At 60.0% G+C, this 22,425-nt stretch carries 26 protein-coding genes; 8 read left to right on the top strand and 18 right to left on the bottom strand.

The features are described from left to right. The 4 genes from PG883_RS23940 to PG883_RS09235 form a co-directional block, all read right to left on the bottom strand. Positions 1-88 (bottom strand): CopG family ribbon-helix-helix protein (locus PG883_RS23940; protein ID WP_442866371.1); only part of this gene is annotated, 88 nt, incomplete at its 3' end. A gap of 401 nt (positions 89-489) precedes the next feature. Then, positions 490-777 (bottom strand): hypothetical protein, encoded by a 288-nt coding sequence (locus PG883_RS09245; protein ID WP_043849770.1) that lies wholly within the window; start codon positions 775-777, stop codon positions 490-492. Positions 778-876: 99 nt separating this feature from the next. Then, complete coding sequence (locus PG883_RS09240) at positions 877-1,185, bottom strand: hypothetical protein (RefSeq protein ID WP_043849771.1); 309 nt, start codon at positions 1,183-1,185, stop codon at positions 877-879. Beyond that, positions 1,186-1,722 (bottom strand): hypothetical protein, encoded by a 537-nt coding sequence (locus PG883_RS09235; protein ID WP_043849772.1) that lies wholly within the window; start codon positions 1,720-1,722, stop codon positions 1,186-1,188. Positions 1,723-1,882: 160 nt separating this feature from the next. Between PG883_RS09235 and PG883_RS23935 the strand changes: the two genes are divergently transcribed. Beyond that, positions 1,883-2,284 (top strand): hypothetical protein, encoded by a 402-nt coding sequence (locus PG883_RS23935; RefSeq protein WP_316942068.1) that lies wholly within the window; start codon positions 1,883-1,885, stop codon positions 2,282-2,284. 136 nt (positions 2,285-2,420) lie between these two features. On the opposite strand, the gene PG883_RS09225 is transcribed toward PG883_RS23935, so the two are convergent. Further along, positions 2,421-2,834, bottom strand: a complete 414-nt coding sequence (locus PG883_RS09225) for a MobC family plasmid mobilization relaxosome protein (protein ID WP_043849774.1) — start codon at positions 2,832-2,834, stop codon at positions 2,421-2,423. A gap of 208 nt (positions 2,835-3,042) precedes the next feature. Here PG883_RS09225 and PG883_RS09220 point away from each other — a divergent pair, with 208 nt between their 5' ends. Beyond that, positions 3,043-3,333, top strand: coding sequence for a hypothetical protein (locus PG883_RS09220; protein ID WP_042650710.1), 291 nt, complete (start codon positions 3,043-3,045; stop codon positions 3,331-3,333). A 154-nt stretch (positions 3,334-3,487) separates the two neighbouring features. Here PG883_RS09220 and PG883_RS09215 read toward each other — a convergent pair whose 3' ends face one another. From PG883_RS09215 to merR, 4 genes are all read right to left on the bottom strand, one after another. After that, positions 3,488-4,402, bottom strand: coding sequence for a replication initiation protein (locus PG883_RS09215; protein WP_270807137.1), 915 nt, complete (start codon positions 4,400-4,402; stop codon positions 3,488-3,490). Between the two features lie 266 nt (positions 4,403-4,668). Continuing rightward, on the bottom strand, positions 4,669-4,956 hold the full coding sequence (locus tag PG883_RS09210) for a type II toxin-antitoxin system RelE family toxin (protein ID WP_068979439.1): 288 nt from the start codon (positions 4,954-4,956) through the stop codon (positions 4,669-4,671). Next, positions 4,946-5,188, bottom strand: coding sequence for a type II toxin-antitoxin system RelB/DinJ family antitoxin (locus PG883_RS09205; protein ID WP_068979438.1), 243 nt, complete (start codon positions 5,186-5,188; stop codon positions 4,946-4,948). The genes PG883_RS09210 and PG883_RS09205 overlap by 11 nt, the downstream gene beginning before the upstream one ends. A gap of 277 nt (positions 5,189-5,465) precedes the next feature. Beyond that, the gene (gene merR, locus PG883_RS09200; RefSeq protein WP_003089120.1) at positions 5,466-5,864 is read right to left on the bottom strand and encodes an Hg(II)-responsive transcriptional regulator; all 399 of its coding nucleotides are present in this window, start codon (positions 5,862-5,864) and stop codon (positions 5,466-5,468) included. A gap of 74 nt (positions 5,865-5,938) precedes the next feature. On the opposite strand from merR, the gene PG883_RS09195 reads away from it, so the two are divergent. The 4 genes from PG883_RS09195 (at position 5,939) to PG883_RS09180 (ending at position 7,090) form a co-directional block, all read left to right on the top strand. Next, a complete protein-coding gene (locus PG883_RS09195) occupies positions 5,939-6,115 on the top strand; it encodes a mercuric transporter MerT family protein (RefSeq protein WP_224873767.1) in 177 nt (58 codons plus the stop codon). 251 nt (positions 6,116-6,366) lie between these two features. Further along, complete coding sequence (locus PG883_RS09190) at positions 6,367-6,582, top strand: mercuric transporter MerT family protein (protein WP_225865360.1); 216 nt, start codon at positions 6,367-6,369, stop codon at positions 6,580-6,582. 12 nt (positions 6,583-6,594) lie between these two features. Further along, complete coding sequence (gene merP, locus PG883_RS09185) at positions 6,595-6,870, top strand: mercury resistance system periplasmic binding protein MerP (RefSeq protein ID WP_003150552.1); 276 nt, start codon at positions 6,595-6,597, stop codon at positions 6,868-6,870. Between the two features lie 7 nt (positions 6,871-6,877). Further along, on the top strand, positions 6,878-7,090 hold the full coding sequence (locus PG883_RS09180; RefSeq protein ID WP_003089113.1) for a GDCCVxC domain-containing (seleno)protein: 213 nt from the start codon (positions 6,878-6,880) through the stop codon (positions 7,088-7,090). Positions 7,091-7,102: 12 nt separating this feature from the next. Here PG883_RS09180 and PG883_RS09175 read toward each other — a convergent pair whose 3' ends face one another. Genes PG883_RS09175 through PG883_RS09165 form a run of 3 tightly spaced genes read right to left on the bottom strand, consistent with a single transcriptional unit; the run spans position 7,103 to position 10,749 of the window. After that, the gene (locus PG883_RS09175) at positions 7,103-10,096 is read right to left on the bottom strand and encodes a Tn3 family transposase (protein ID WP_033995769.1); all 2,994 of its coding nucleotides are present in this window, start codon (positions 10,094-10,096) and stop codon (positions 7,103-7,105) included. Positions 10,097-10,099: 3 nt separating this feature from the next. Beyond that, a complete protein-coding gene (locus PG883_RS09170; protein ID WP_003150546.1) occupies positions 10,100-10,510 on the bottom strand; it encodes a putative toxin-antitoxin system toxin component, PIN family in 411 nt (136 codons plus the stop codon). Then, positions 10,510-10,749 (bottom strand): ribbon-helix-helix domain-containing protein, encoded by a 240-nt coding sequence (locus PG883_RS09165; protein WP_003089107.1) that lies wholly within the window; start codon positions 10,747-10,749, stop codon positions 10,510-10,512. The genes PG883_RS09170 and PG883_RS09165 overlap by 1 nt, the downstream gene beginning before the upstream one ends. Positions 10,750-10,950: 201 nt before the next feature. On the opposite strand from PG883_RS09165, the gene PG883_RS09160 reads away from it, so the two are divergent. Both PG883_RS09160 and PG883_RS09155 read left to right on the top strand, forming a co-directional pair. Beyond that, positions 10,951-11,880, top strand: coding sequence for a recombinase family protein (locus PG883_RS09160; RefSeq protein ID WP_003150544.1), 930 nt, complete (start codon positions 10,951-10,953; stop codon positions 11,878-11,880). A gap of 90 nt (positions 11,881-11,970) precedes the next feature. Next, complete coding sequence (locus PG883_RS09155) at positions 11,971-12,177, top strand: hypothetical protein (RefSeq protein WP_270807136.1); 207 nt, start codon at positions 11,971-11,973, stop codon at positions 12,175-12,177. An 873-nt stretch (positions 12,178-13,050) separates the two neighbouring features. Here PG883_RS09155 and repA read toward each other — a convergent pair. From repA to PG883_RS09125, 6 genes are all read right to left on the bottom strand, one after another. Next, on the bottom strand, positions 13,051-13,950 hold the full coding sequence (gene repA / locus PG883_RS09150; protein WP_270807135.1) for a plasmid replication initiator RepA: 900 nt from the start codon (positions 13,948-13,950) through the stop codon (positions 13,051-13,053). A 567-nt stretch (positions 13,951-14,517) separates the two neighbouring features. Further along, positions 14,518-14,817 carry a hypothetical protein gene (locus PG883_RS09145; RefSeq protein ID WP_270807134.1) on the bottom strand — a complete coding sequence of 100 codons (300 nt, stop codon included), beginning with the start codon at positions 14,815-14,817 and terminating at the stop codon, positions 14,518-14,520. Further along, on the bottom strand, positions 14,810-15,040 hold the full coding sequence (locus PG883_RS09140; protein ID WP_270807133.1) for a hypothetical protein: 231 nt from the start codon (positions 15,038-15,040) through the stop codon (positions 14,810-14,812). The genes PG883_RS09145 and PG883_RS09140 overlap by 8 nt, the downstream gene beginning before the upstream one ends. Then, the gene (locus PG883_RS09135) at positions 15,037-16,791 is read right to left on the bottom strand and encodes a phage head spike fiber domain-containing protein (RefSeq protein WP_270807132.1); all 1,755 of its coding nucleotides are present in this window, start codon (positions 16,789-16,791) and stop codon (positions 15,037-15,039) included. Before PG883_RS09135 ends, PG883_RS09140 begins: the two co-directional genes overlap by 4 nt. A gap of 45 nt (positions 16,792-16,836) precedes the next feature. Beyond that, complete coding sequence (locus tag PG883_RS09130) at positions 16,837-22,023, bottom strand: phage tail tip protein J-related protein (RefSeq protein WP_270807131.1); 5,187 nt, start codon at positions 22,021-22,023, stop codon at positions 16,837-16,839. Continuing rightward, positions 22,023-22,424, bottom strand: a complete 402-nt coding sequence (locus PG883_RS09125) for a DUF6950 family protein (RefSeq protein ID WP_270807130.1) — start codon at positions 22,422-22,424, stop codon at positions 22,023-22,025. Before PG883_RS09125 ends, PG883_RS09130 begins: the two co-directional genes overlap by 1 nt. Position 22,425: the final 1 nt, after the last annotated feature.

The following is a 22,425-nucleotide window of genomic DNA, read 5'->3' as shown; positions in this document are numbered from 1 at the left end:
CGCGCATCATCCAGTGCGCTGAACGGTCGCGGGCAGCAGCTAGCTGCTTGATCCGGCTTTGGGTATCGCTATCAAGTTTGATAGACATGGGTTTGGTAGCTGCGGACATAAAACCTCACTGTTAGCCAAAGGTATTACCTAGTGATACCTAAATTTACCACGCAATCCAAGCGCCGTCACAACCCGATTGCAGTACTGCAATGTCGCCCCCGAACTGGGGCGACTAGCGCAGTCTGTCGCAGCGAGCTCGGGGGCAGCCAAGCGCAGCGCGGCAGAACGGGCTAGACCTTCATCCACCGCAGCAGCAGGGCTGCCAACGCTATCCACGCCGCCACGTCCCAAGAAGGCCCCGCCAAGGCGCTGTAGAGCGGCCCAAGGCCCAACCAGTCCGCAACCCAGTACAGCAGGGCTTTCGCCGCAAACACGGCGGCCACAGCTGCCACCGTATGCCACAGCATCAACCCCGGAAACCGATCACTCAATCGCACCTCAATCCACCTCCACGCCAGCATCGAGCAGCCGTTGCCGCCATGTATCGGCGGACAGCAGGGCATAGTGGGCCACCTGCTGGCGCAGGTATTCGGTATCAATGACGATCCAGCGACTGCCGTCGTCATCGATCATCCAGTCGATGGTCGCATCGAGGAGGTCGATCAGCGGCTTTCCATCGGCCCATAGCCACGGGGAGCCTTGATAGCTCGCCAGTTCGTACTCAACCGGGGGGAACTGGCGAATATGCGCCACCGTGTCAGGTGTACCCAACCGACCTGATTTCATACCCGATCTCCTTAATTATTGTCACTGTGACGATATATCACATGCTAAATCCACGATCTCGCCGCTGCTCTTTTCGCAGCTCCGCAGCCCTGTCGGCGATCAGCGCTGCGCCCTCTGCAAGGCGTCCAGCGCCTCGTTCAAGTCGTTGACACTGCTGCTTAAGCTGCCAAGCGCTGTCGTTGTCGCTCTGTTCGACCGCTCTACCCCGCTCTGCAACGTCTCGAACGAACGCTGTAGCTCGCCGCATAACACCCCGCAACTCTCCAGCGCGCTGGTGCAAGCGATCTGCAACTCGCTCAAAGAACGCGCCTGCTGCTGTAATTGCTGCTCCAAAGCCGTCGTTTGCTGCTGGTGTGCCGTTTCTATCCGCTCCAGCCTGTCGAGTAGCACCCGTTCCAGTTCGGTCATTCACTTCACCTCCACAGCCATTTTGTCGCTGTCCTTCACGTTGAACGGTTGCCCCAATGTCGGCGCGAGGATGTAGCTCTTGCCGCCCTGATGGACGAAGGTCACTCCGGTCGGAAGCTGCGCCAGCGTGGCTTTCGCGCTGCTGATCTCGCTGTTCAACCGCTGAACCTCGCTGCCCATCCAGCTCAATACCCCCCAGCTCCCCAACCCTATCCCCACTGCGGTGCACACCCCAACCAGCAAGGCTTTGAGCCAGACGCTGGAGATCAGCTTGAGGGTGTTGGCCTCGCTCCGGGCCTGCTCCAAGACCTCCCTCAATGGGTCGGTCGAGTCGGAGATCTGTTGGGGCAATCCCTCTATCCCGTCCCGGATAGCGCCCACGGTTGTATTCAGCTCGTCGTTCACACGCTTTTTTAAGTCTTTCTTGAGCTCGTCGAGCACCGCTTTCGCTAACTTCTCCACCTCGCCCAATTCCTGCTCTTGCCGCTGCTTGAGCCTCTCGCTCAAGCGTTCTTTCTGCTGTCCAAGATGCTCCATATAACTCTCCCCTTAACCGGACGGCTTTGGGGTAGCCCTCCGGCTTGATGCTGATGTAATCCATGCCCGTTCGCGTGATTTCGCACCCGAGCGATTCTTGCAGGTAGGCTCGCAGCTCGGCGGCGTTTGTGATCACCCCCTGCGCGGTGGCCCCGATTAGGTGGTCGGTGATCTGTTTTTTGATGGCCGGGTGGTCGCCCTTGTATGCCTCGAAATCCGGCCGCAGCAGCCGTGCCCGGAGCGGGTCGTCTGGCCGCGCCCAGCCCTTGGCATGATTGTGTTTGTCCCTGACCGCATAGAAGTCGTCGCGTTGACCTGGTGGAGCCGGGTTGAACGATTTTCCGCTGCCCAAGTGAACACGGGGGATCAGGATGTGCACATGCGCCCCGCCGCCCGGTTCGTCGTGCTGGACGACGGTCATGTGGTAGTCCTCCGGCTCCAGTCCTGCAAATGCCAGCGCCTCGAAATCGGCCAGCACCTCGTCGATCTCGGCAGCGGTCGGTGCCTCCTCGGCGGCCCACGAAATCACCGCGCTGGAGTACCGCTGCTGGAACGGCAGTGAGTCGGCCACCGCCGCGAACAGCGCCGGATCCCCCCGCAGTACCGTCACCCCGGCCCGCTCCGCTCCGGTGTGGTCGTGCGCCCCAAGCAGGTAGGCCGAGGCGCGGGCGCCGCTGCCCGTACCGTGGGCTAGGAATTTAACGTGCATCGCTGCTGCTCTCCTTGGTGGTCGGCTTGGGGGGAGGAGGCAACTGGGGCAGCAAGTGGGCTGCCTCAGCCTCGATGCTGCGCAGCAGGGCCAGCACTTCCACCAGTTGCACCGACGAGCCGGCCAACCGGCATTCGTTCAGGGCTCGGGCTATCTGGTTGAGGTTGTTGCTCATCCCGGCCAACTGGCGCATCAACGCCGGGTCGGCATCGTTGCTGGTATCGCGGACACGGACGGGACGGCGCTGGGGCGTCGGCAAATTCGTCTGCTGATTGGCATCCACCGCACCCCGGATCCAGTCAGACACACTGAGCCCGGATGCGGTCGCCCGCTCGCGCCATTCGGCGGCGGTCGGCTTGTCGATCCTGACGCTGACGGTGGTTATCTTTTGGACCTTGGACACGCTGCCTCCGGCTGTGGGTTTAGGGGGATTGAAGGGGCATAGCCCCTCACCAGCCCCGTGTTACGTTGAGCCGCGAAGCAGGCTAAAACGTAATACGGGTACGCTGGCTTAATGCCAGTACAGCAAAAAAACAGGGGGTCGGCAACTTGCCAATTATCGTCACAGTGACACATAATCAATTACCGTTACAGTGACAGGAAATAACACCATGAAGGACACCAAGGATCAGGGGACTGGGGACATGTTTGGCATCAAGCGCGGACGGGGTAGGCCAAAAACCGGATCAGCCAAAACAGGGGCAGAACGACAAGCAGCCTACCGTGCAAAGCAGCAGGACAATAACGTTACTGTGACGATAAATCGGGCATTGGTAGAGGGGCTGGATGCCCAGATGCAGGCTATCCGGGATGGAGGGTCGGCGGTGGTACTGACCCCGGAGCAGGCCGGGGAGATTCTGCGGGCACTGCGAACGGCAGAGAACAAACAGCTCCGGGGATAAGACCTACTGCCCACAGGCCAAACACATGGCCTGATGGACAGCCCTTCGGGATCGGCCTTACCCCCCTCGCAACGAGCCTCTCTCTCTTAAATGACTTTCGAGAAGGGGCCGCCCTACGGGCGCTGTTATCTGATATGGCTTGTTTTCGCGATCGCTATTTTGAAATTTTGGCGTACTTGCTTACCGTACTGGCGGAAATATTGAGATCGTCGGCGATGGTGCTATGCGGGTATCCGGCAGCCTTCATGCTCTGAATGGCTTCCCACAACTCCCAGTTAGTCCGGCTTGTTCCCATGGGCCTCCCGCCCCCCTTGGAAACCTTGCCCCCCTTGGCCCCTCTGGTTGCCTGAATGGCGCGGAACTCGGACGGGGTGAAATGTCGCCATACCCAACGGGCGATGCTCTTGGCCGTGGCCTTCGTCTCGGACACGGGCAACGGACCGCCCTGCTCCAGCCCAAACGCATTGGCACTGTCACAGGCAGCTCTGACAGCCTCAGCCCATGCGTCGTACCCATTGGGTCGCCAATACTCTCTGACGGCGCTGTAAGCCCACTCCCGCACGTTGTCGAACAGGGTGACGTTACGCCCTAGCCCGCTCGCCTCCTTGCGGCTGCGGCGACTGTAGGCGGCGAGATCTTTATCCGGGCAGAACTCGGCCAGATAGTCGAGAGAATAGGGCTCAATGGGGTGCCAGACCGTCCACCAATCGCTGTGTGTGGGGTTCTTGGTGATGAGGCCTGTGAACCGCATGTCAGCCCCTAACCGATGCGCCATAACGTGTTCTATGGCGGCCAGATAGCGCAATGGTTTCGCCTTGGCTGCGCTGGTGCGGGCCACAGGGGTAGCCAGCATGTAACCGATGTGGGCACGGCCTCGATGACAGACCCCGTTCTCGTCCAGCCCTTCATCCAGGTTGATGGCGATCCAGTGTGGAGCTGGCAGTCCAGCGGACTCCCATGCGGCGTATCCATCTGGTCGGTCGATATCGAATACCAGGCAGGCGACGTGCGGCAGCGGGTTGTGCTGGATGTGGCGATAGGCCAGCGCGGTAGCCTTCGGGCGGATCAACAGGCCCTGTGACGGGTCATCAGTACAGTAGGGGCGATGAGGCAGACGTTCGACAAACGAGGCGCGAGAGGCTGTTTTCGTCAATGATGCCCGCGCTTATTGGCGGGGCAGGGTTGTTTAGCGTGATCCATGTGTTATTATTTTCCTGTTCTTAGTGAACGACCCCGAACTCTCTTACCGACTCCGCCAAGATGAAGATAAGAGATTCGGGGTTTGTCTTTTCTGGCCAGTACGTTACCGCAGGCGGTCACACCTTACAACGTCCGCTAATCAAGACGTGACATGGCATCCAGATATACCTCTTCCCGTTCGCGCCTCCCCACTGCGACCACGAATACCACCACCCGATCATCCTGTACCTGGTAAACCAACCGATACCCCGCGCCACGCAATTTGATCTTGTAGCAATCAGACATCCCATTCAGCCTGTTTGCCTCAATCCTGGGGCGCTCGATCACCTCTGAAAGTTTCTTTTTGAACTGCTGGCGAACGGTATCGCCCAACTTTTTCCACTCTTTCCACGCTCGCGGATCAAACTCGAGTTCAAAGGTCATCCAGCGATACCTTGATGCCTTTCTGCGGGCTGGCCAAGCGCTCTCGCACGATGGCTAACAGTGCCTCTTCGTCCTCCGTCACCACGGTAGTGCGAAACGGGCTCCGCCCCTGAGAGGCCACATACTCCAGGGTTTGCCGGATAATATCCGAGGGGGTCACCCCCAATTTGTCCAGCACCGCAAATGAACGTGCCTTCAGTTCATCATCAATGCGCAGGTTAATCGTGCCCATAACCGCCTCACTTTGTAATTTCAAACGCCATTACATTGTAATACTGGCAATACCGTTGCACAACCAGAACTAGGGAGTGCAGGCCGGACGAACTCATGGAGTCTGGAACTTATTTTGATTGCTCATTGCATGTGCTTTTCTGTATTTTTACAAAACCACAAATAATGAGAATTCAACCATGATCATGGGGTTTGGGGAGCAATGGAACCAAAAACCAACGTAAGCTCTGAATCCCACCGTAAAGGGGCTTTCCGATCTCCAGCTCACCCGCCAGGCATTACTCTCTGATCAGTGCCTCGATGATCGGGCAGATCGTTCCGCCGTCTCCCGCATCACATTGCTGCACCAGTTCGCCTAACAGTTGCTGCATGACGACCAAGTCGGCCATCTTCTGCTCGATCAACGCGAGCTTGCGTGCAGCCCGTGCTCGCGTTTCGGCACAGGCGCACGACTCATCCAGCGTCAGCAGTCCACCGACTTCCGAGAGCGTGAAACCCAGCGCCTGAGCCCGCTTGATGAAACGCAGTCGCTTCACCATGTCCACCGGATAGCGCCGATGGCCACCCAAGGGTTTGGCTGGTTCATCCAGCAGCCCGCGTCGCTGGTAGTAGCGGATCGTCTCGACGTTCACCCCGGCGGCGTCTGCCAGCTTGCCAATGGTCAGCTCTGTGGCCATCACTTTCTCCTTGATTCCGTACTTTGGTACGGAGTTTAGAATAGCACCTAGGCAATCAGGCTCAGGAGATGGGAATGGGGATGCAACTCACCGGGAAAGGCTCGCTGGTCGCGAGTTCGCTGACCGCCATCGGTGCGTCGGTGTGCTGTGTCGGGCCACTGGTGCTGTTGGCACTCGGTGTCGGCGGTACGTGGGTGGGCGCTCTGACCATGATGGGGTCGCTTCAGAATTCGGAAATTAAAGCACGTTAAGAGATCCGATACCCAGCAACTGCGCGGCTTTGCGCAAGCTGCCAACCCCTAGAAACAGCATTTTCGTGGTTCTCGAAACTCGGCTGTTTCAGCCGTGCAATATGAGAGTGGTTTTCGAGAAAGCAACATGCCATACCAGCACTAGCGCGGATCTGATTCTCATTGAAGCCTCTCAAAAACGATCGTTTGCGAGAAGCTAGACCATGCCAGCGGCTTACCGTACGATTTTTTCCGTTTTCTGAGGTGACCCCATGATGGAGCCACTACGCCCCCTCTTCATCGGGTTGACTCTACTGTTCCTGGGATTGGCATTCCGCAAGCTCTACCTGGTGCCACAGGTTTGTACGCCAGGTACACCCTGCGCCGATCCGCGCACGCTCGTGCGACAGCGACTCGTGTTCTGGATCGTCAGCGTGCTGCTGCTCGGCCTATTGGCCGTGCCGTGGCTCGCCCCGCTGTTCTACTGAAGGAGATTAACCATGCGCAAACTGCTGATCGCCGTGCTTTTCGCCTTGCCCTTCGTGGCGCTGGCGGCTCCCCCGAAAACCGTCACGCTCGACGTGCAGAACATGACATGCGGACTCTGTCCGATCACGGTCAAGAAGTCGCTGGAGAAGGTGTCCGGCGTGAGTGACGTCCAGGTCAATTTCGACCAGAAGACGGCGACCGTCACCTACGATCCCGATAAGGCCCAGCCCGAGGCACTGACTGAGGCGACCGCGAACGCGGGATACCCCTCCACAGTGCAGAAGTGAGGTCACGATGAGCGCCATTGTCCTTGAGTCCGTGCTGACTTGCCCGCGCTGCGGCTTCGCCAAGCCGGAAACCATGCCCACGGACGCCTGCCAGTTCTATTACGAGTGCAGCAACTGCAAGGCGCTGCTGCGCCCCAACCCAGGGGATTGCTGCGTTTTCTGTTCGTTCGGCTCGGTGAAGTGCCCGCCGATCCAGCAGCAGCTTGGGTGTTGCTCATAGCGTTTAGGGGGATCACAGGTCGTCGTCTGGATTACGCAGTGGCCGCAGCTCGCCGCGCGCAACTTCTTCCGGTACCGCAAAGGAATACCGCCCGAGCATGTTGATGTGCTCGTAGATCAGCGGCGATAGCCGGGCCAAATCCTCTTCCAGCACTGGATAGCCGTGCTGCTTGAGCCGTTCCACGGCCGCCGTCATGTAGAGGGTGTTCCACAGCACGATGATGTTCACCACCAGGCCCAGAGCACCGAGCTGGTCTTCCTGGCCTTCGCGGTAGCGCTGGCGGAGCTCGCCGCGTTTGCCGTGGAACACGGCGCGGGCCAGGCTGTGCCGGCCTTCGCCTCGGTTCAACTGGGTCAGGGTGGCGCGGCGCTTGGACTCGTCGTCGATATAGGTCAACGTGTGCAGAGTCTTTTCGATCCGCCCGAATTCGGCCAGCGCCTGGGCCAGCCGGGTGGGTCTATCTCCCGTTTGCAGCGTGCGCATGATGCCAGTCGCCGGCACCCGGCCGAGTTTGAGCGAGCCGGCCAGGCGCAGCAGGTCGTCCCAGTGCTCGGCGATCAGGTCGAGTTTGACCGACTGGCGGGCCAGCCCGTTGAGCTTGCCGTAGTCCGCGTCCGGGCGCGTGCGCCAGAAGCGGGTACCGCCGACATCGGCCAGCCGCGGACTGAAGTGGTAGCCAAGTAGGCGGAAGAGCCCGAACACCACATCGCTGTAGGCCCCGGTGTCGGTCATGATTTGCGTCGGCTGCAACTCGGTCTGCTGTTCCAGCACGACCGCCAGCAACACCAGGCTGTCGCGCAGCGTGCCGGGCACGGTGATGGCGTTGAGGCCGGAGAATTGGTCGGAAATCAGGTTGTACCAGGTGACACCCCGGCCGGTGCCGAAATACTTCGGATTGGGGCCGGCATGCACGGTGCGCACCGGTACGACGAAGCGCATGCCATCGGCGGAGGCGACCTCGCCGCCACCCCAGACTTGGGCCAGTTCCAGTTGGCTTTGCGCTCCGACCAGGATGGCGTTAGCCGCTGACAGGGTGTCGTCGCGGATATAATTCTGGCTGACCCAGGACAGCCGGTCACGGCGCAGCGCCGGGTTGTCGGTGCGGATCAAGGGCTCCAGGCCGGTGTTGCAGGCCCCGCCCAACAGCACCGCGCAGAGGCTGGTGACCAGGTTGTCGGCGCGTGCATTGCGTTCGGAGACATGGGTGAAGGCCTCGGAAAAGCCAGTGCGGGCGGCGATTTCCAAGAGGATTTCCGGCAGATCGACACGCGGCATCAGGTCAGACACGGCCGCCCGCAGTTGCAGCAACGAGCAGGGCTCGTCCAGCTTGTCCAGCGCCCCGAGCGACAGTTCGGTCTTGCCCTCGGTGTTCTCGCTCAGTTGAATCGCCGGGTTGTCGGGCAGGCGCGCGGCTACTGCCAGCCAGGTTGCATCCAGCTCGACGGACAAGGCGTCCAGGGTGGTTTTGGCGTCGATGGTCAGGCCCAGTGACCGGCAGATGATCGGTCGCGCCGCCAGCCATTCGGCACCGTCGAGCAGGCCAAGACGCGGGTCGGCATAGCGCCAACTGGGCGAGACGAAGACATCGTGGCGGCGCAGGGCCGTGCGCAGCGCATCGAGCGTGCAGAACACATAGGCACCCATGTCGAGGGAGCCATCTTCGCGGGTGATGTGCTTCTGCCAAGCCTTGGCCACGATCTCCTGCGGCGCGTCATCCTCTGGCTTCCGGCGCGGCAGGTTCAGTTGCAGCCACTCCAGACTAGCCGCCACGCCCTTGCCGGCCGGGCTGAAGCCGAAGCGGATGTGCTTGAGCAGGTCGGGCAGGAAGCGGCGCACGCTGCGGTAGCGCGCTTCCAATGCAAGAAAATAGACGTCATCTACCGGGCGGATCAGCGCGTTGACCTCTTCCAGGGCCTTTTCCAGGGTGGTCCTCGGCAGGTCGTTGAACAGCCGGGCGCGCACGTTGTCATCGCTGATCGAGCTGTCCAGCACGACCTTGCACGCGGCGGCGAGCGTCGCGGCCGACCGATCCAGGTCTTTCAGGCTGCGCATGCGGGCTTTCTTGTCGGCCTTCTCCGCGTTGCTGAACAGGTCGCGCAGCAAGGCCTCCAGGACTTCCAGTGCGTCGTCGTGCGCAGTCGCCTCCAGGCAGAGTGCGAAGGCCACCAGTGTCGCCATCCGCCGCGACGCCGGCAGCCGATTAATCGCGGTGACCTTGGCCGTGTTGGCGAAGCGGGCCAGGGCGGCGATACGGCTGGGAGGGATGTGCGCCGCCGCCGGCAAGGTGATGCCGATGCCGCGCACGTCATCGAGCCGGCGCAGTGCCCGAATCAACGCGGGGCCACTGACCATGACCGGGCCGGAGCGCAATTGATCCAGCCGGGAGCTGCGGTTGCCTTCGGCCACCGTCAGCAAGTCTTGCAGTTGCAATCGCTGTTCCTCAGTCACGCTGCGGCCCAGCGTAAACCAGAGGCGTTCTTCGACCCGACTGCGCAACTGGGCGATAAAGCGCTCTAGTTGAGACACACCAGGCAGGAGGACTTTCTGTGTGAACAGCCACGAGGTGGCTCGCTCAAACAGCACTCCCGGCCGGTCGGTGCCCGTCCAGCAGAGGGCATACAGCCAGCGGCTCAAGCGAAAGCCGATGCCCGGATCGGTGAAATGACGATAGCCAAAGCGGTTCTGAATATCGGTGGCATGTATCCAGCGGCGATGATCGCTATAGCGCTGGAGGCAGTCGGGGTCTGGAATCGCCAGTTGTCGGCAAAGCACCTGCAGGACTTCCACCGGCACGGCGGCGGGCTTGTCCGGCAGAACGCCAACGAAGCGGACGGTGGTCAGCAGAACGGCATAACCCAGACGGTTATGGTTACCCCGCAGCACCTGGATGGCTTCACGGTCTTCATCGCTCAGGTGGAAGTAACGTTCCAGCTCTTCACGGCTGGGCGAATCAACATAGCGGCCAAAACCGTCGCGTTGCTCTTGAGTCAGAAAACCGACCGGCATTGATCACAGCACCTCGACGCAGAACACGGCGGGCGTGACGATCCGCGTGCGTTCGATGTGCCCGCGTTGCAGCAGGCCGGCGCGGCGATCACCGGTTACCAGGTAGTCCGCATCGCCCGCCAAGGCCATGGCCAGCAAAAACGAGTCATCCGGATCATCGGCTTCGACCTCGATGGTCAGGCGCTCCAGTACCACAGCCCGTTGCAGGTTATTGATCATGGCGCCCACCTTGGCGGGCTGTAGGATGGCCTGAAGCTTGGGATAGCGGCTGGCTCGACGAATTTCATCGAGTTGCATCCGCGAGGTCACCACCTCGAAACGCGCCGCCCGCCAGGCACGGTAGATCGCATCGGGCGCGCCATGTGGCGAGATCAGGGCGCTGAACAGGATGTTGGTATCCAACACGACCCGCATCAGCGCTTACGTGCCCAGTCGAGCGCTTCGTCAACCGCGTTGGTCAATTCTGCCTCACTCAGATGGGCGTTAGCGGCCTTGGCCTGCTCAGCGCTCAGCTCCAGGATGTGTGCCCGTACCGCTTCTTCGATGAAGCGCGACAGGTCGCCCTTACGGCCGCCGCCCTGGCTGGCCAGAAACATCCGAAGCGACTGGTCGGTGTCGGCCGAGACGGCGACATTCCAGCGAATGGTATTCATAGCGTTCTCCGCTAATAGGTGTTTGTGTGTTTATACGCCAATCACAAAGGGCGATGCAATGGTTCGACAAAACGAAGGTTTTGCCGAACTCTATCGAGGAATGGCTCGGTTCGTTAAGCTCCCCGCGCTACGGTTCAAATAACTGGTACGCTTAATCAAAGTTCAACTATTACTAACGTAGTCGAGTAAACAGTACTTTTGATGAAGATCGGTTATGCGCGAGTGAGCACTCGGGATCAGAAAGCCGACCTACAAGTCGATGCCCTGAAACAGGCCGGGTGCGAACGCATCTACCAAGACATCGCCAGCGGCGCGAAAAGCGCCCGGCCGGAGTTGGACAAACTGCTGGCCAACGTGCGGCCGGGTGATGCCGTGGTGATCTGGAAGCTGGATCGCCTTGGGCGTTCCCTCAAGCACCTGGTCGAGTTGGTCGGCGAGCTGGCAGAGCGCAAGGTCGGCTTACAGAGCCTGAATGACCCCATCGACACCACCCACGCCCAAGGCCGCCTGGTGTTCAACCTGTTCGCCTCGCTGGCGGAGTTCGAGCGCGAGCTGATCCGCGAGCGGACTCAGGCGGGTCTGTCGGCCGCACGGGCGCGTGGCCGGATCGGTGGCCGTCCCAAGGGCCTGCCAGCCAAGGCTGAGGCCACCGCCATGGCGGCCGAAACCCTCTACCGCGAAGGTCGCCTGAGCGTCAGCGCGATCGGCGAGAAGCTGCACATCTCCAAGAGCACGCTGTACAGCTACCTGCGCCACCGTGGTGTCGAGATCGGCGCGTACCAGAAGAGCGCCAGGTCACGCGACCAGCAGCCTTCGGCCGCGTCGCCGGCAGAGCCGCCCGCCGCCGAGCGGGTGGCCACCGTCACCCTGCGCCTCGCGGTGGTGAATAACAGCAAGTTCGTGCGCGGCCGGAAGCGGGCCACGGAGAACATTGAGCGCTACTGCCTGGAGCCCTATGGCATGAAGCGGCTGGATGCCGGCCACTATGAGTTGACCATTCCGTATCGGAGCGACGATGAGCTGGACAAGAGCGTGCATGACCTGCTGACCGAGATCAGCCAGGAGGCCGACATGCGCAACTGTTTTGTCGAGATGGGCGCCTGGGAAGAAGACACCGAAAAGCGTTGGTAGGGCTTACGTTGGTTTTTGGTTCCATTGCTCCCCAAACCCCTCCCTGAGCCTTCTCTTAGGCGATGGCTATCCCCTCGCACACAATCGTTCATGCCTCTTCATGCAGCGCGGCGGATCTGCCAGGCTATCGGCATCGAGATCGCCGACATGTTGATGCCGGTTGGCCAACGTGGTGATGACCCCATCCTACAGGCGTTTCTGGCCTTGCCGCCGGCCATGGCCGAGCTCGCAGTCCGCTATGCCTACGAGGCTGCCGAGGCCTGCGGGACGCCGGTCAGGGCCCCACCAAAATTGTGAGAAAGTCACCGCGGCTAATCAGTTATATGTTAAATCGGCACTGGCCGCCGGCGTTGACCAGGCTAACGGCGCGAACTGGCCATAACCGACAATCAACCCGGCGCCTGACTACCTGGTTCACCCCTTCAAAATATGTTACGGCCTTGTTGCTTTTCGATAGCCGATTTCATTATTTTGCTTTGCCACTCTCTAACGTGCCTGAGCCTCGTTTTACGCAATCTCGACCCGAGCCCATGCCTTGCCATGGCTTTTCTTTTTGATGGCCACAGCGGCGGTGGTGTGGATGGATGACTGCGTTATCACAGCGACAACCACCCCCCTCCCTGCTGAGCCGTCTTTAAGGCCCATGCTGCTTGACGCCCCCATGAAGGTGATCGGCCCCCTTGTGGGGCATGACAGGTTCAAGCTGGGGTTTGTGAGCTGGGGTGTGGGGGCTTGCCCCCACGAATGGGGTTGAGTGCTGACCGGCGGGCGGCTTGCCGCCCTGCAAGGGCAGGCATTCTCGTCCTTGGGCTGGCGGCGGCCAGCTTGCTGGCCTGCATAGCCAGGCGTTATCCCCGTTATCGACAGATAACGGGACACAGACAATAAGATCTATCTCTTAGTTCTCTGTTTAAGATCTCTTAGAGAATCTTGCATCTATTCGCTACGCCACAGCATACAAGAGGAAAAGTGGGATGCATTTATATATGGATAACTGTGCAACCCCCTGCGGAAACCAACGGGGCAGGCGTGAGCATGGGCTGGATGTGGATAAATCGAACCAGGAGCGGCTCTGGATGGAGACTGGCGGGGTGACCATTACTGGCCATAATGAACGACAGGCACCGCCGTTAGGCGGTTATATGGGGTATCTGAGGGGGTATTGTAGCTTTACTCTCGAGGCAATGGCTCCATGGCCAGCGCCTCGAGGCGATACACTGCCAGCGACACGGCCCGGTTAAACGCGGCGGGGTCTTGCATTGAACGCCTGGCCTCGTCGGGGGTCATCTTCTTGAACATGCCATCTGCTACCTCACGGCGCATAGCGTCCTTGCCTGCGGCGACCAACCTCTTTGCGCGGCGGATCTGGGCGGCAGTGACGGACTTGCGGCGGCGGTACTCGAACGCTCGCTGCTTGAGGCGTTCCAGGCGCAGCTGGCTGTAAGCCTTGTGCGACAGGTTCATGGCATATGTCGGGTCGAGTCCGTCCCGCATCCAGGAGTCCTCATTGCGCCACTTATCCCACGCCAGCTCCCGCACCTTGATCGCTTCTTCGGCGCCCACGCCCACCATGTCCCAGAACCGCTCTGTGACAGTCAGAGCTTTATAGCCCCAACATCCGGCAACGTCATCCCAGTGCAACTTACCCTCGATGATGCCCATCTTCTCCAGATCCTGGATAAGGCGAGATCCACGAGAGATCGAGTGATTACCGGATCGGGATGTTGTGTCAAGGCCACACTGGCGGGTAAGCACATCAACGGAGGTTTCCACCTGCCAGGTGATCACGTTGGTGTAGTGGAGCATGGCCAGCGCCATTTGATTAAGCGCCCGGGCGCGGTGCGCATTCCAATGACGGGAACGGCCGATGAGGGGTCGGAGCGGGATAAATCCAGGCCAGCAAGCCAGATCGCGCTTAGCGGCGATGTTGTAGGACTTTCCGATAAACTTGGGGCGGCCCTTGTGGTGACCGGGCTTTTCAAACTGAGGGGTAGCATTCGTCACATAGCAACCGCGTTCTACGGTTGGCCGGCCAGCATCCCGCTGGACGTAATCAGTCAGATTTAACATTGTTCCGCCTAAAAAAAGGGCGGCAAGGTTGCCAACTCGGCACTGCTCCAGTAAACTGACTTTGCGATTAGTCGTTTGTATCTTGTTTGTTTACTGGTACAACCGAATCAGAAACCCAGCCCTGCAAGGCTGGGTTTCGTCATTTTGGGCACTCGCCAATTTTTGATTCTATTTGGGGCGACACATCCCGCCCCAATCCATGTCACAGAATGTAGCACAGCTAGTGCATTAGGCGCAATCTTGGCGCCGCCTCTGTCTCATCTAGCCGGATTATTGATCACTTCTGCAGCCAGGTGCGCAGCCTTCTCGACCCGCTCGGCCACAAACGAATCACACACGTCAGGCCCGATATACTCGAGCAGCTCCGCCAAGACCTTCTGCAGGTCACCCATCCTACTTGATCCGCGCTGATCGATCACCTGATCATCTTGATCACTCGTCACACTACCCACCGACAACCCTCCCGGATGTACCTGTATAAACGTACAGGTTAATTTTGACACCTGGCAGCCCAGCTGGGCAAGGCGAAAAAAGAAAGCCCCGGCACAAGGCCGGGGCGGGTTCATATCAGGCCCATACTCTCACGGGCGTCACTGGGTACGTTCGCTGAGCATCGAGAGCAGCGGCAAGCGCCTCCGACTTGGTTCGCACGTTGACGTGGTAGCCAGGGACGGGAGCCAGCACATCCTCCTGGCGGCCATCTACCATCACCTTTTCGCCAGTTGGCTGGTAGATGGTGCCGATCACATCGAGCGCAGCGGCGGGGTGATAAAGCTCGCCGGTGTCGGGAACCTGGATAAAGCCCGCCGTCTTGAGGGCCAGCGTCATGGCCGACTTGCTGCCCGCCTTGAGGTAGAGATCAATCATCTGTCTTATCCTTCCAGAAATACCAGCCGCCAACGCGGCAGGCCGCCCAGAACAGCCAAGCCAGAACCGGCTTGCCCTGGGCAATCATGCACTGGCGCAAGCGCCTGTCATCCTCGGCGCGGGATACCGTACCTTTGGCGCCATAGTCGTTGTCGTGCTGCTTGCAGCAGCTGTTAGTACCAGGGGAAACGGGGCCCAGCCCCGTGCAGTAGTGGCGGGTCACTTGGTCACCTCAATAAGCTCGGCATCAGCCAGCACTGAAGGAAGCACGGCAAACTGTTCGATAGGCTGACCGCCCTGACCAAAGCCACCAACTGTACAGCCGCAACTGATGCGATTTAACACCTTTGACAGCGATGCAGAACCGACGGATGTGGTATAAATCACGCCGTTAACCGCCAGTGAAAGGCGCTTGGTTACGTTGTCATACGAAACGGCCGCTTTGAATCGCTGGGATGGAGTGTTGCTTGATGGCCCGTTCACCCTGGCGACCTCAGTCGCACCGGAAAACACCTTTGCTCTGATGAGCCCGCCACTTGTGTCTGACTCAAGAATGACCTTGTCACTATCCGCACCGTCATCAATGGTCCAAAAAACGTTGGTGATCCCCTGTTGTTTTCTCCCGACAAAAATAACTGACATCGAAGATGACAAGAGTGGCGCGGACGAATCCCGCCTAAAAAGCTCTCTTGATCGAGTCACTTGCGTGCCAGCAGTCGGGATGTAGCTAGTCATAACCGAGCCAGATTCGAGCTGGCCGCCCCATATAGTGACCGCATTGACAGAACCTGACCCCATTTGCAACTCATAGCTACTGGTCGCGGCAGGGTCATACATGCCGATGCGGAACCAACCGCTCGAGCATTTCTCTACAGTCAGAGTCCCGGTTGTTGGCGCTGTCGCAATAGTTCCATCTGCGTTTATGGTGGCGGTCCATGGTGTATATCCAGTTGCTACACCGCGAAGGGTGAGCGCTCCCTGAATATCTCTGACAAAAATGCTTGCAGTAAACCCTGCTGTACCTCCGACTGAAAATCGTACATACCCTTGATTCAGTCCGAGCAGACGACTGGCTGCTCCTGTCGTGCCATCAGGTAACTGAACTGATACGCTGGAAAGCGTAAGTTTTGTGCTGTCGTTGTAATACCACCCCCCCTGCTGGCCACTCGAACCAGCCTGGGCAATAGGATGTGGCCACAACATGAGGTTGGTAGTTTGTGGCTCTGCCACACCTCCTAGCTTTACTCCATCACGATACACAACACGCATCACATCATTACCAACCTGCTCAATAGCAGTTGGCCCCTGAGCGGTAGCTGATGATGAGCGAGTTAACGGCATGATTTGAGCGAGTGGCTTGAGATTAAACCCAGCGCCCATCCCTTCATAAATGCGGTGCTCTGCCTTAATGAAATCGAGCGACAGAGTGGGGGTTTTACCATTGATGCCGTAGCGGGCGAAGTCCATATATGGAATGGCGGCTCTAGGCGCTGATTTGGCCTCTTCCGCGCTGGAAGCCGCTTTGTCGGCCTCCAGCTTGGCACGGGCCGCCTGCCCCTCCCCTTCGCTGGCAATCTTCGACCAGCTCGGCACCTTGATCACCAACCCGGTATCCGGGTCGGTCAGGTTCACATCGCCGGTGGCCGTCAGCAGGGTGTTGATCTGGGAGGCGAACAGCGAGTTTTTTTGCACAAACTGCGACAGCTGGGTCGAGAATTGCGGGATGGTGAGCGCCATTAGCACCAGGGCATACCCCTGGCCGGCGCCACTGGGGCCCGTGTAGTTCGATACCAGCGTCATGTTTGTGTCGTCTGCGACCGTATCGACTTCGTATACCTTGCCATCCGGCCCGCACAGCATGCTGCCTTTGCCCGGAAGCGGGTTAGCAGACTTCCATTTGGTGCCGTAGCCCACCACGGCCTTAGAGCCATTGGTGAGCGTGACAGTGCCGACCCGATACCACAATCCTGCCATTGAAGCGTTCTCCAAAAAGAAACCCGGCCGAAGCCGGGTTGTGGGTTACTTGACGGCAATCAGCCAGGTGGCCGTGCCGGAAAACTGGATGTTACTGATGCCACTGCCGCCAACCTTCTCCACTTCGAAGGTGACATTGCCCTCGCTATAAGCAGGTAGCTCGATAGCAGGTTGAAGGTACGCCCTGAAATAGGGGTTGCCACCGGTCGGGACATACTGGGTTTGCTGCACTGAATCAACAACCTGGCCATTGAGCTTGCAGATCAGCTTGATGCCAAATTCACCCTGACCAGATACGGCGGCAGAAACATTGATAGGTTTAATAGCAATCAACACCCTGGCACGGCGATAGGCTGGCACATAGAAGTTCGCCGGTGCCTGGATCATCTTGACGATATCCCCTACCACTTGCGTCACATCCAACTGCCCCAAGATCTGGCAGTTTTCCCTGATCACCACGTTGTTGAACTCGCCAGAGTTGGCCCGTACATGACCGGTAAAGCTGCCGGAATCGGCGTAGAGCTTATTGGTGCGGATGGTGCCATCGGCATAGATGATGGTGTGCCATGTCTCACCCCAGCCACCGTATGGGCCACCCCGACCAAAGCCGGCATTGCCGCCCTTGAAATCGCTGTTGACGATGGTCGCGGCATCCAGGCTGTTAACCCGGATGTACTTGGCGATCACATTGGCGATTTCGGCTGTGTCCATCATCGCGTGATTGATGTAGGTCACGCCATTCTTGACCACAAATGGGTTGCGCTTGCTGGTCACGCCGCCAGCCCGGGAGAGCACGGCAAACACGTCCGCATCGATGGCAAAGGAGGTCATGATCGACCCGTCCGATGCCATGGTGACAGACAGCCCGAAGCCGCCGCCCTCGCCATTGAGCTGGGCTTTCGTATACCACCCGGCCGAGAGCTTGCCGGCGGTGTCAGCCTGCGCCTTGGCTACCGTCTGGACAGCGGCCGAGAGCTCTTTGCCTTGCTCGGTCACGCTGGCCTGCACGGTATCTAGGCGCTGACCAAGGGCCTTATCACCCTCTTTCTGGGCGGTAGATACCGACTGAACAGCAGCAGAGAGCTCTTTGCCCTGCTCTGTCACGCTGGCCTGCACGGTGTCAATGCGCTGGCCAATGGCCTTTTCAGCATCGTTCTGAGCGGTGGCCACCGACTGAACAGCCGCCGAGAGCTCTTTGCCCTGCAGCGTCAGATCGGCCTGTAGCTTTTCCGTTTTCTCAGCCTGCGCCTGGTCGGCTGCGGCAAGGGTTTTGCCCTGCTCTTCCAGAGCTGCCTTGGCTGCACGGTCTGCCGACTGGTATTCACTGCGCTGCTGCTCGAGCTGCTGGGTGGTTGATTGCTCAACGCCGGCGACGACCTCTTTCAGCGTGGTGAAGCGGGCAGCGGTGTCGGCCTTCTCACCCTGGAACTCGGCCCCGAGGGTTTCGAGCGTCTTGGCTGTCGCCTTAAGCTCATCAGCCTGAGTCTGCTGCTGCACCTTGATTTCAGCCCGGGCCTTGCGGGATCGTTGATCGGCCTCATCGCCGGCGAGCGCGGCACCGATGGCACCGATGGCAGCCAGATCGATCTCTGACATCATGTCGCTTTGGCTGGTCGCCAGGGCTTTCCCCTGCTCCGCAACGGTCTCGGACAGGTTGCCAAGCTGGGCGGCGGTGTGCTCGGTCTTGCTATCGAGCACATCGAGCGCCTGGGCGGTGGACTGCTGGCCATCGCTCACAGTTTTAGCCAGCGCCGTGATCTGAGATTTGGTTTCCCCGACCTCGGTTTGCTGCTGATCGAGCCGTTCCGTCAGCGCCTGGTCACCTTCCACCTGGGCCTTTTTGGCCGCCTTGATGTCGGCAGCCAGCTGGCTATCCCCCTTGTCCACCTTGGCCGACAGCTGAGTGATCTGCTCAACCTGCGCCTTGTCAGCGGCGGTGAGGGTGCGGCCTTGCTCTTCCAGGGCGGCCATGTTTGCCTGGTCGCCTTGCTGATACTCACTGCGCTGCTGCTCGAGCTGCTTGGTGGTTGACTGCTCAACGCCGGCGACAACCTCCCGCAGCGAGGTGAAGCGGGCAGCAGTATCTGCCTGCTCACCCTCGAAGTCTGCAAAGAGGGTTTCGACCGTCTTGGCGAGCGCCTGGTGCGCTTCAACCTGCACCCGCTGATCCCGCTGGATCGCGGCAGAGGTCTGGCGCTGGCGCTGTGCCTCGGCGTCACCGGCCAATGCAGCACCAATCGCCCCCATGGCGGCATCGTCTGCAGCGACCTTGTTGAGATCGAGGCGGGCCGAGATCTCATCTAACCGCCCTGCAGTAACACCACCAACAGACTCCACCACCTCCTCGATTGCTAGGATCTTGCCATCTACCGAGTCAGCCCGAGTCTCGAGCCCGGATACCCGCCGCGCCACCTGCTCAGTGGCCGAGGCAGATACCTCCGCCACGTTGGTGATGGCGGCCTTCATCTCTTGCCCTTGCTCGGTAACCTTGGCGGTCAGGCCATCAACTGCCTTGGCCGTGGCAGATGCCTGGTCTGCCGTGGCGGAGAGTCGCTGCTCTGCCACCCCGAGGCGCTTGCCTTGGGCGGTTACATCGCTTTGGGCGGCCTTCTGAGACAGCTCCCCGGTCGCGGCATCGAGCCTCTGGCTCACTTCGGTCAGTCGTTCACCCTGGGCGGTGAACTCCGACTTAGTGACCAGCTGGGTCAGCTGACCCTTGATACCATCGAGCAGTTGCTCCGCTTCGGTCAGGCGCTGGCCCTGGGCATCTTGCACGGCCTGGCTGGCCTTGCTGGACAGCGTCCCCTCGAGGGCGTCCAGAGTCTGGTTGATGTGTGTAACCGAGGCGTGGACTTCATCGCGCAGCGCACGAACGGCATCCATCTCGATGTTGCCGGTCTCGGGGTCAACGGTGAAAATCGCATCCCGAACATCCGAGATCTCTTTTCTCACGCTGGACAGCATGCCGTGCAGCTTGTCTTGCTGCAGGGCCGTGTTGATCCCCATGCTGCCAAGGGTGTCCTGCTCAGCCTTGAGCACGCTCTCGGCCTGCTCGGCTCGCTGCGCCACCGAAGCCAGCTCACCGTCCATCTCGGTGAGCAGGTGCTCGATGGTTGGCACCCGCTCGGCAACCGGCTTGATATCGGCCACGATGGCAGAGACATCAAACAGGGCCTTGTCCAGGGCGGGGATCTTCTCGATGGGGCGGCGCAGCTCCTCCTTGAGTTGGTCGAGACCGAGCTCGCCATCGAGCACATCCAGGATCGATTCTGGGTCATAGAGGGTCTTGGCCGTGGCCGCCAGCAAGCCTGACTTGCCGTAAGCGTTCACGGCTCGCAACCAGACATAGTATTGCGTGTCTGGCCTGAGGCCCTGCAGGGTCATGTATGACGCCGTGCCGGCAAAGGTAGCCTTGGTCATGGCCTCATTGATCGGGTGTTCAATGCGGCTCCACCACCATTCACACAGCGTCCCGTTATCGGTGCCGCCGGTGAACAATGGTCGGATGGCCAGCGACCAGTTACCTGCCTCGACCTCCACCCCTGTCGGGGTGGCAGGCACTTCAATGGTGAAGTTGACCGCCGCCACCGCTGAATGGGCCCCAGTGATCGAGACGGCCCGCACCAGGGCGACATAGTTCCCCGCCGGTAGGCCCGCAAGGCGGCATAGCTCCCCCGTTACCTGGGCGGTGTGAACGGTCACCGCTTTAGCCGGCGGGCTAAGGCGCTGGATGATCACCTGGTTGTATACAACCCGCCCCGCATTGCGCCAGTGCAGTACACCTTGCACCACGTCACCGATCTGCTCGGTCTCGTACCGGAGATCATCCGGCATAGCGAGCCCACCGGTTGGCAGTGTCGTGATGTCGGGGCGTTCCATCGGCTTGCCCACGGCATCATCCCACACCGCCGCAGACTCTTCTCGCAGCGTCAGATTGACACCGCCCAGCAGGTTGAACCCCCAATCGACCACCCGGAACTCGGCACCGGCGATGCCAAGGGCGGGGATGTAGAGGCGCAGGTACGAGCCTGGGCGATACCGCCAGCCAGACAGGTTCACCGGCACGGTCAAGGTGCGGCTGGTGCGGCGCTGGCGCAGCATGATGTTGGCCAAGCGCTGTGCCTGGTACGGACTGGTGACGAAGCGCAGATCGAGATCTTCTGCCAGCTCGATGCCGCCATCCTCTTCGACCCACTCTTTCACGACCACTGACGGAAAGTCCGTGACGGTAAAGCTATCCGGGTCGACAAAGGTGCCGGTCACCGTGTTGATGCGGTCGGCACTGGCAGGCTCCGGCAGCAGCTCGATGTCACCGATGATCTGGTAATCATGGAGCTCATCGGTAGCCGGGCCATAGTACGCACCGGCCACGATGCCGTGACGGCCGCCGACATAGGTCGGCTGACCAGCGCAAGCCGCATGCATCGCCTCGAGCACCTTGGCTTTCGGCTCTGTCAGGTCGAACTCGCCGTTGAGGGTATAACGAGGCTCGGTGCGACCATCCGGGCGGGTCACGATTTCATCGCAGATATTGGCTGCGACCTTGAACTCTTCGAAGTTGATCTCGTCATCTGGCGTTTTCAGCCAGTGGCGATAGTAGTCAAGGATGACCAGGGCGGCGTTATCAGTCCATTTCGTCTTCCCGTCACGGGGGTCATATACCCGGCGACCAAATTTCTCGATGCGCAGGTTGGGTAGGCCGGCTGGGAACTTCTCAAAGTTGGACTTGTAGGAGACCCGCAGCCAAGCGAGGCCGCGGCCGATCATGTCTGGCTTCCAGCTCGGGCAGTTCGCCAGCAGGAAGGCGTCCGCCTCGGTCGGGTTATTGTGAAATGTGTAGCTGACCAGGTCGCCATAGGTGCTGATCTCATCCTCCCCGACCAGGATCTTGCCGAGGCGATCTATCTCGTGGCCATTGAGCACCACTGCCAGGTGCAGCCATTCCCCTTCGGTCTGCTCGCCTTTCTCTTCTTCGGCAAAACTCATCAGGGCAGATGACACTACCCTGCCATAGCAGGCCACTTTGGCGGAAGCTGCTGCCCGCAACAACTGGCTGCGCTCGCTGGCGCTGGTGTAGTCCCCGAGGCTAGGCGTCTTGGTCATCAGCATCATGGTCGCACTGGCTACCGCCATCCCGATGGAAATAGCAGTCGATAGCACGATGGTGGTAGCGGCATAGGCGCCGGCACCGGCGGCCATGCCGGCAATAACGGGGATGGCTACTGCAGGCATTATTCAGCTCTCCACGCGAACAAAGGAACAGCATCGGGAACAGGACGCGCCCCCTGTTCCGTCATGGCCCAAACCTGACCGGCCCACATCAGACCAGCTGTCTGTCCAAGCGGGCCATCAAACACAACCGGATCGCCGCGCTGGGCCAGCGCGGGGTCAATTCTCTGAAAGTGGGCATCGAGCACGGCGGCAATGCTGCCATGCTCCTTGGTCAGTACCCGCTGAGAGCCGATGGCCGTGGTGTAGCGCCCCCGGTAAACAGCGGCGGGGTCAACGCCACATGTCGCCACACAGCAGTCAGCAACGAACAGGCAGCAGTCGAGCTCCCCCCAAACAAAAGGCCGCACTCTGGCGGCCTCAAGGGTGGTGATCAGTTGTCGTTGCCAATCTGGTCTGCGCATG

The sequence above is a fragment of the Aeromonas sp. QDB25 genome (assembly GCF_027707725.1).
GTDB classification, from domain to species: domain Bacteria; phylum Pseudomonadota; class Gammaproteobacteria; order Enterobacterales; family Aeromonadaceae; genus Aeromonas; species Aeromonas caviae.
This window is presented reverse-complemented; position numbering and strand designations above follow the sequence as displayed.

Excerpts from the sequence above, each read along its gene's own strand:
- PG883_RS09245 (WP_043849770.1), bottom strand. The coding sequence starts at position 777 with ATGAAATCAGGTCGGTTGGGTACACCTGACACGGTGGCGCATATTCGC.
- PG883_RS09240 (WP_043849771.1), bottom strand. The coding sequence starts at position 1,185 with ATGACCGAACTGGAACGGGTGCTACTCGACAGGCTGGAGCGGATAGAA.
- PG883_RS09235 (WP_043849772.1), bottom strand. The coding sequence starts at position 1,722 with ATGGAGCATCTTGGACAGCAGAAAGAACGCTTGAGCGAGAGGCTCAAG.
- PG883_RS09220 (WP_042650710.1), top strand. The coding sequence starts at position 3,043 with ATGAAGGACACCAAGGATCAGGGGACTGGGGACATGTTTGGCATCAAG.
- PG883_RS09210 (WP_068979439.1), bottom strand. The coding sequence starts at position 4,956 with ATGACCTTTGAACTCGAGTTTGATCCGCGAGCGTGGAAAGAGTGGAAA.
- PG883_RS09205 (WP_068979438.1), bottom strand. The coding sequence starts at position 5,188 with ATGGGCACGATTAACCTGCGCATTGATGATGAACTGAAGGCACGTTCA.
- merR (WP_003089120.1), bottom strand. The coding sequence starts at position 5,864 with ATGGCCACAGAGCTGACCATTGGCAAGCTGGCAGACGCCGCCGGGGTG.
- PG883_RS09195 (WP_224873767.1), top strand. The coding sequence starts at position 5,939 with ATGGGGATGCAACTCACCGGGAAAGGCTCGCTGGTCGCGAGTTCGCTG.
- PG883_RS09190 (WP_225865360.1), top strand. The coding sequence starts at position 6,367 with ATGATGGAGCCACTACGCCCCCTCTTCATCGGGTTGACTCTACTGTTC.
- merP (WP_003150552.1), top strand. The coding sequence starts at position 6,595 with ATGCGCAAACTGCTGATCGCCGTGCTTTTCGCCTTGCCCTTCGTGGCG.
- PG883_RS09180 (WP_003089113.1), top strand. The coding sequence starts at position 6,878 with ATGAGCGCCATTGTCCTTGAGTCCGTGCTGACTTGCCCGCGCTGCGGC.
- PG883_RS09175 (WP_033995769.1), bottom strand. The coding sequence starts at position 10,096 with ATGCCGGTCGGTTTTCTGACTCAAGAGCAACGCGACGGTTTTGGCCGC.
- PG883_RS09170 (WP_003150546.1), bottom strand. The coding sequence starts at position 10,510 with ATGCGGGTCGTGTTGGATACCAACATCCTGTTCAGCGCCCTGATCTCG.
- PG883_RS09165 (WP_003089107.1), bottom strand. The coding sequence starts at position 10,749 with ATGAATACCATTCGCTGGAATGTCGCCGTCTCGGCCGACACCGACCAG.
- PG883_RS09160 (WP_003150544.1), top strand. The coding sequence starts at position 10,951 with ATGAAGATCGGTTATGCGCGAGTGAGCACTCGGGATCAGAAAGCCGAC.
- PG883_RS09155 (WP_270807136.1), top strand. The coding sequence starts at position 11,971 with ATGCCTCTTCATGCAGCGCGGCGGATCTGCCAGGCTATCGGCATCGAG.
- repA (WP_270807135.1), bottom strand. The coding sequence starts at position 13,950 with ATGTTAAATCTGACTGATTACGTCCAGCGGGATGCTGGCCGGCCAACC.
- PG883_RS09145 (WP_270807134.1), bottom strand. The coding sequence starts at position 14,817 with ATGATTGATCTCTACCTCAAGGCGGGCAGCAAGTCGGCCATGACGCTG.
- PG883_RS09135 (WP_270807132.1), bottom strand. The coding sequence starts at position 16,791 with ATGGCAGGATTGTGGTATCGGGTCGGCACTGTCACGCTCACCAATGGC.
- PG883_RS09130 (WP_270807131.1), bottom strand. The coding sequence starts at position 22,023 with ATGCCTGCAGTAGCCATCCCCGTTATTGCCGGCATGGCCGCCGGTGCC.
- PG883_RS09125 (WP_270807130.1), bottom strand. The coding sequence starts at position 22,424 with ATGCGCAGACCAGATTGGCAACGACAACTGATCACCACCCTTGAGGCC.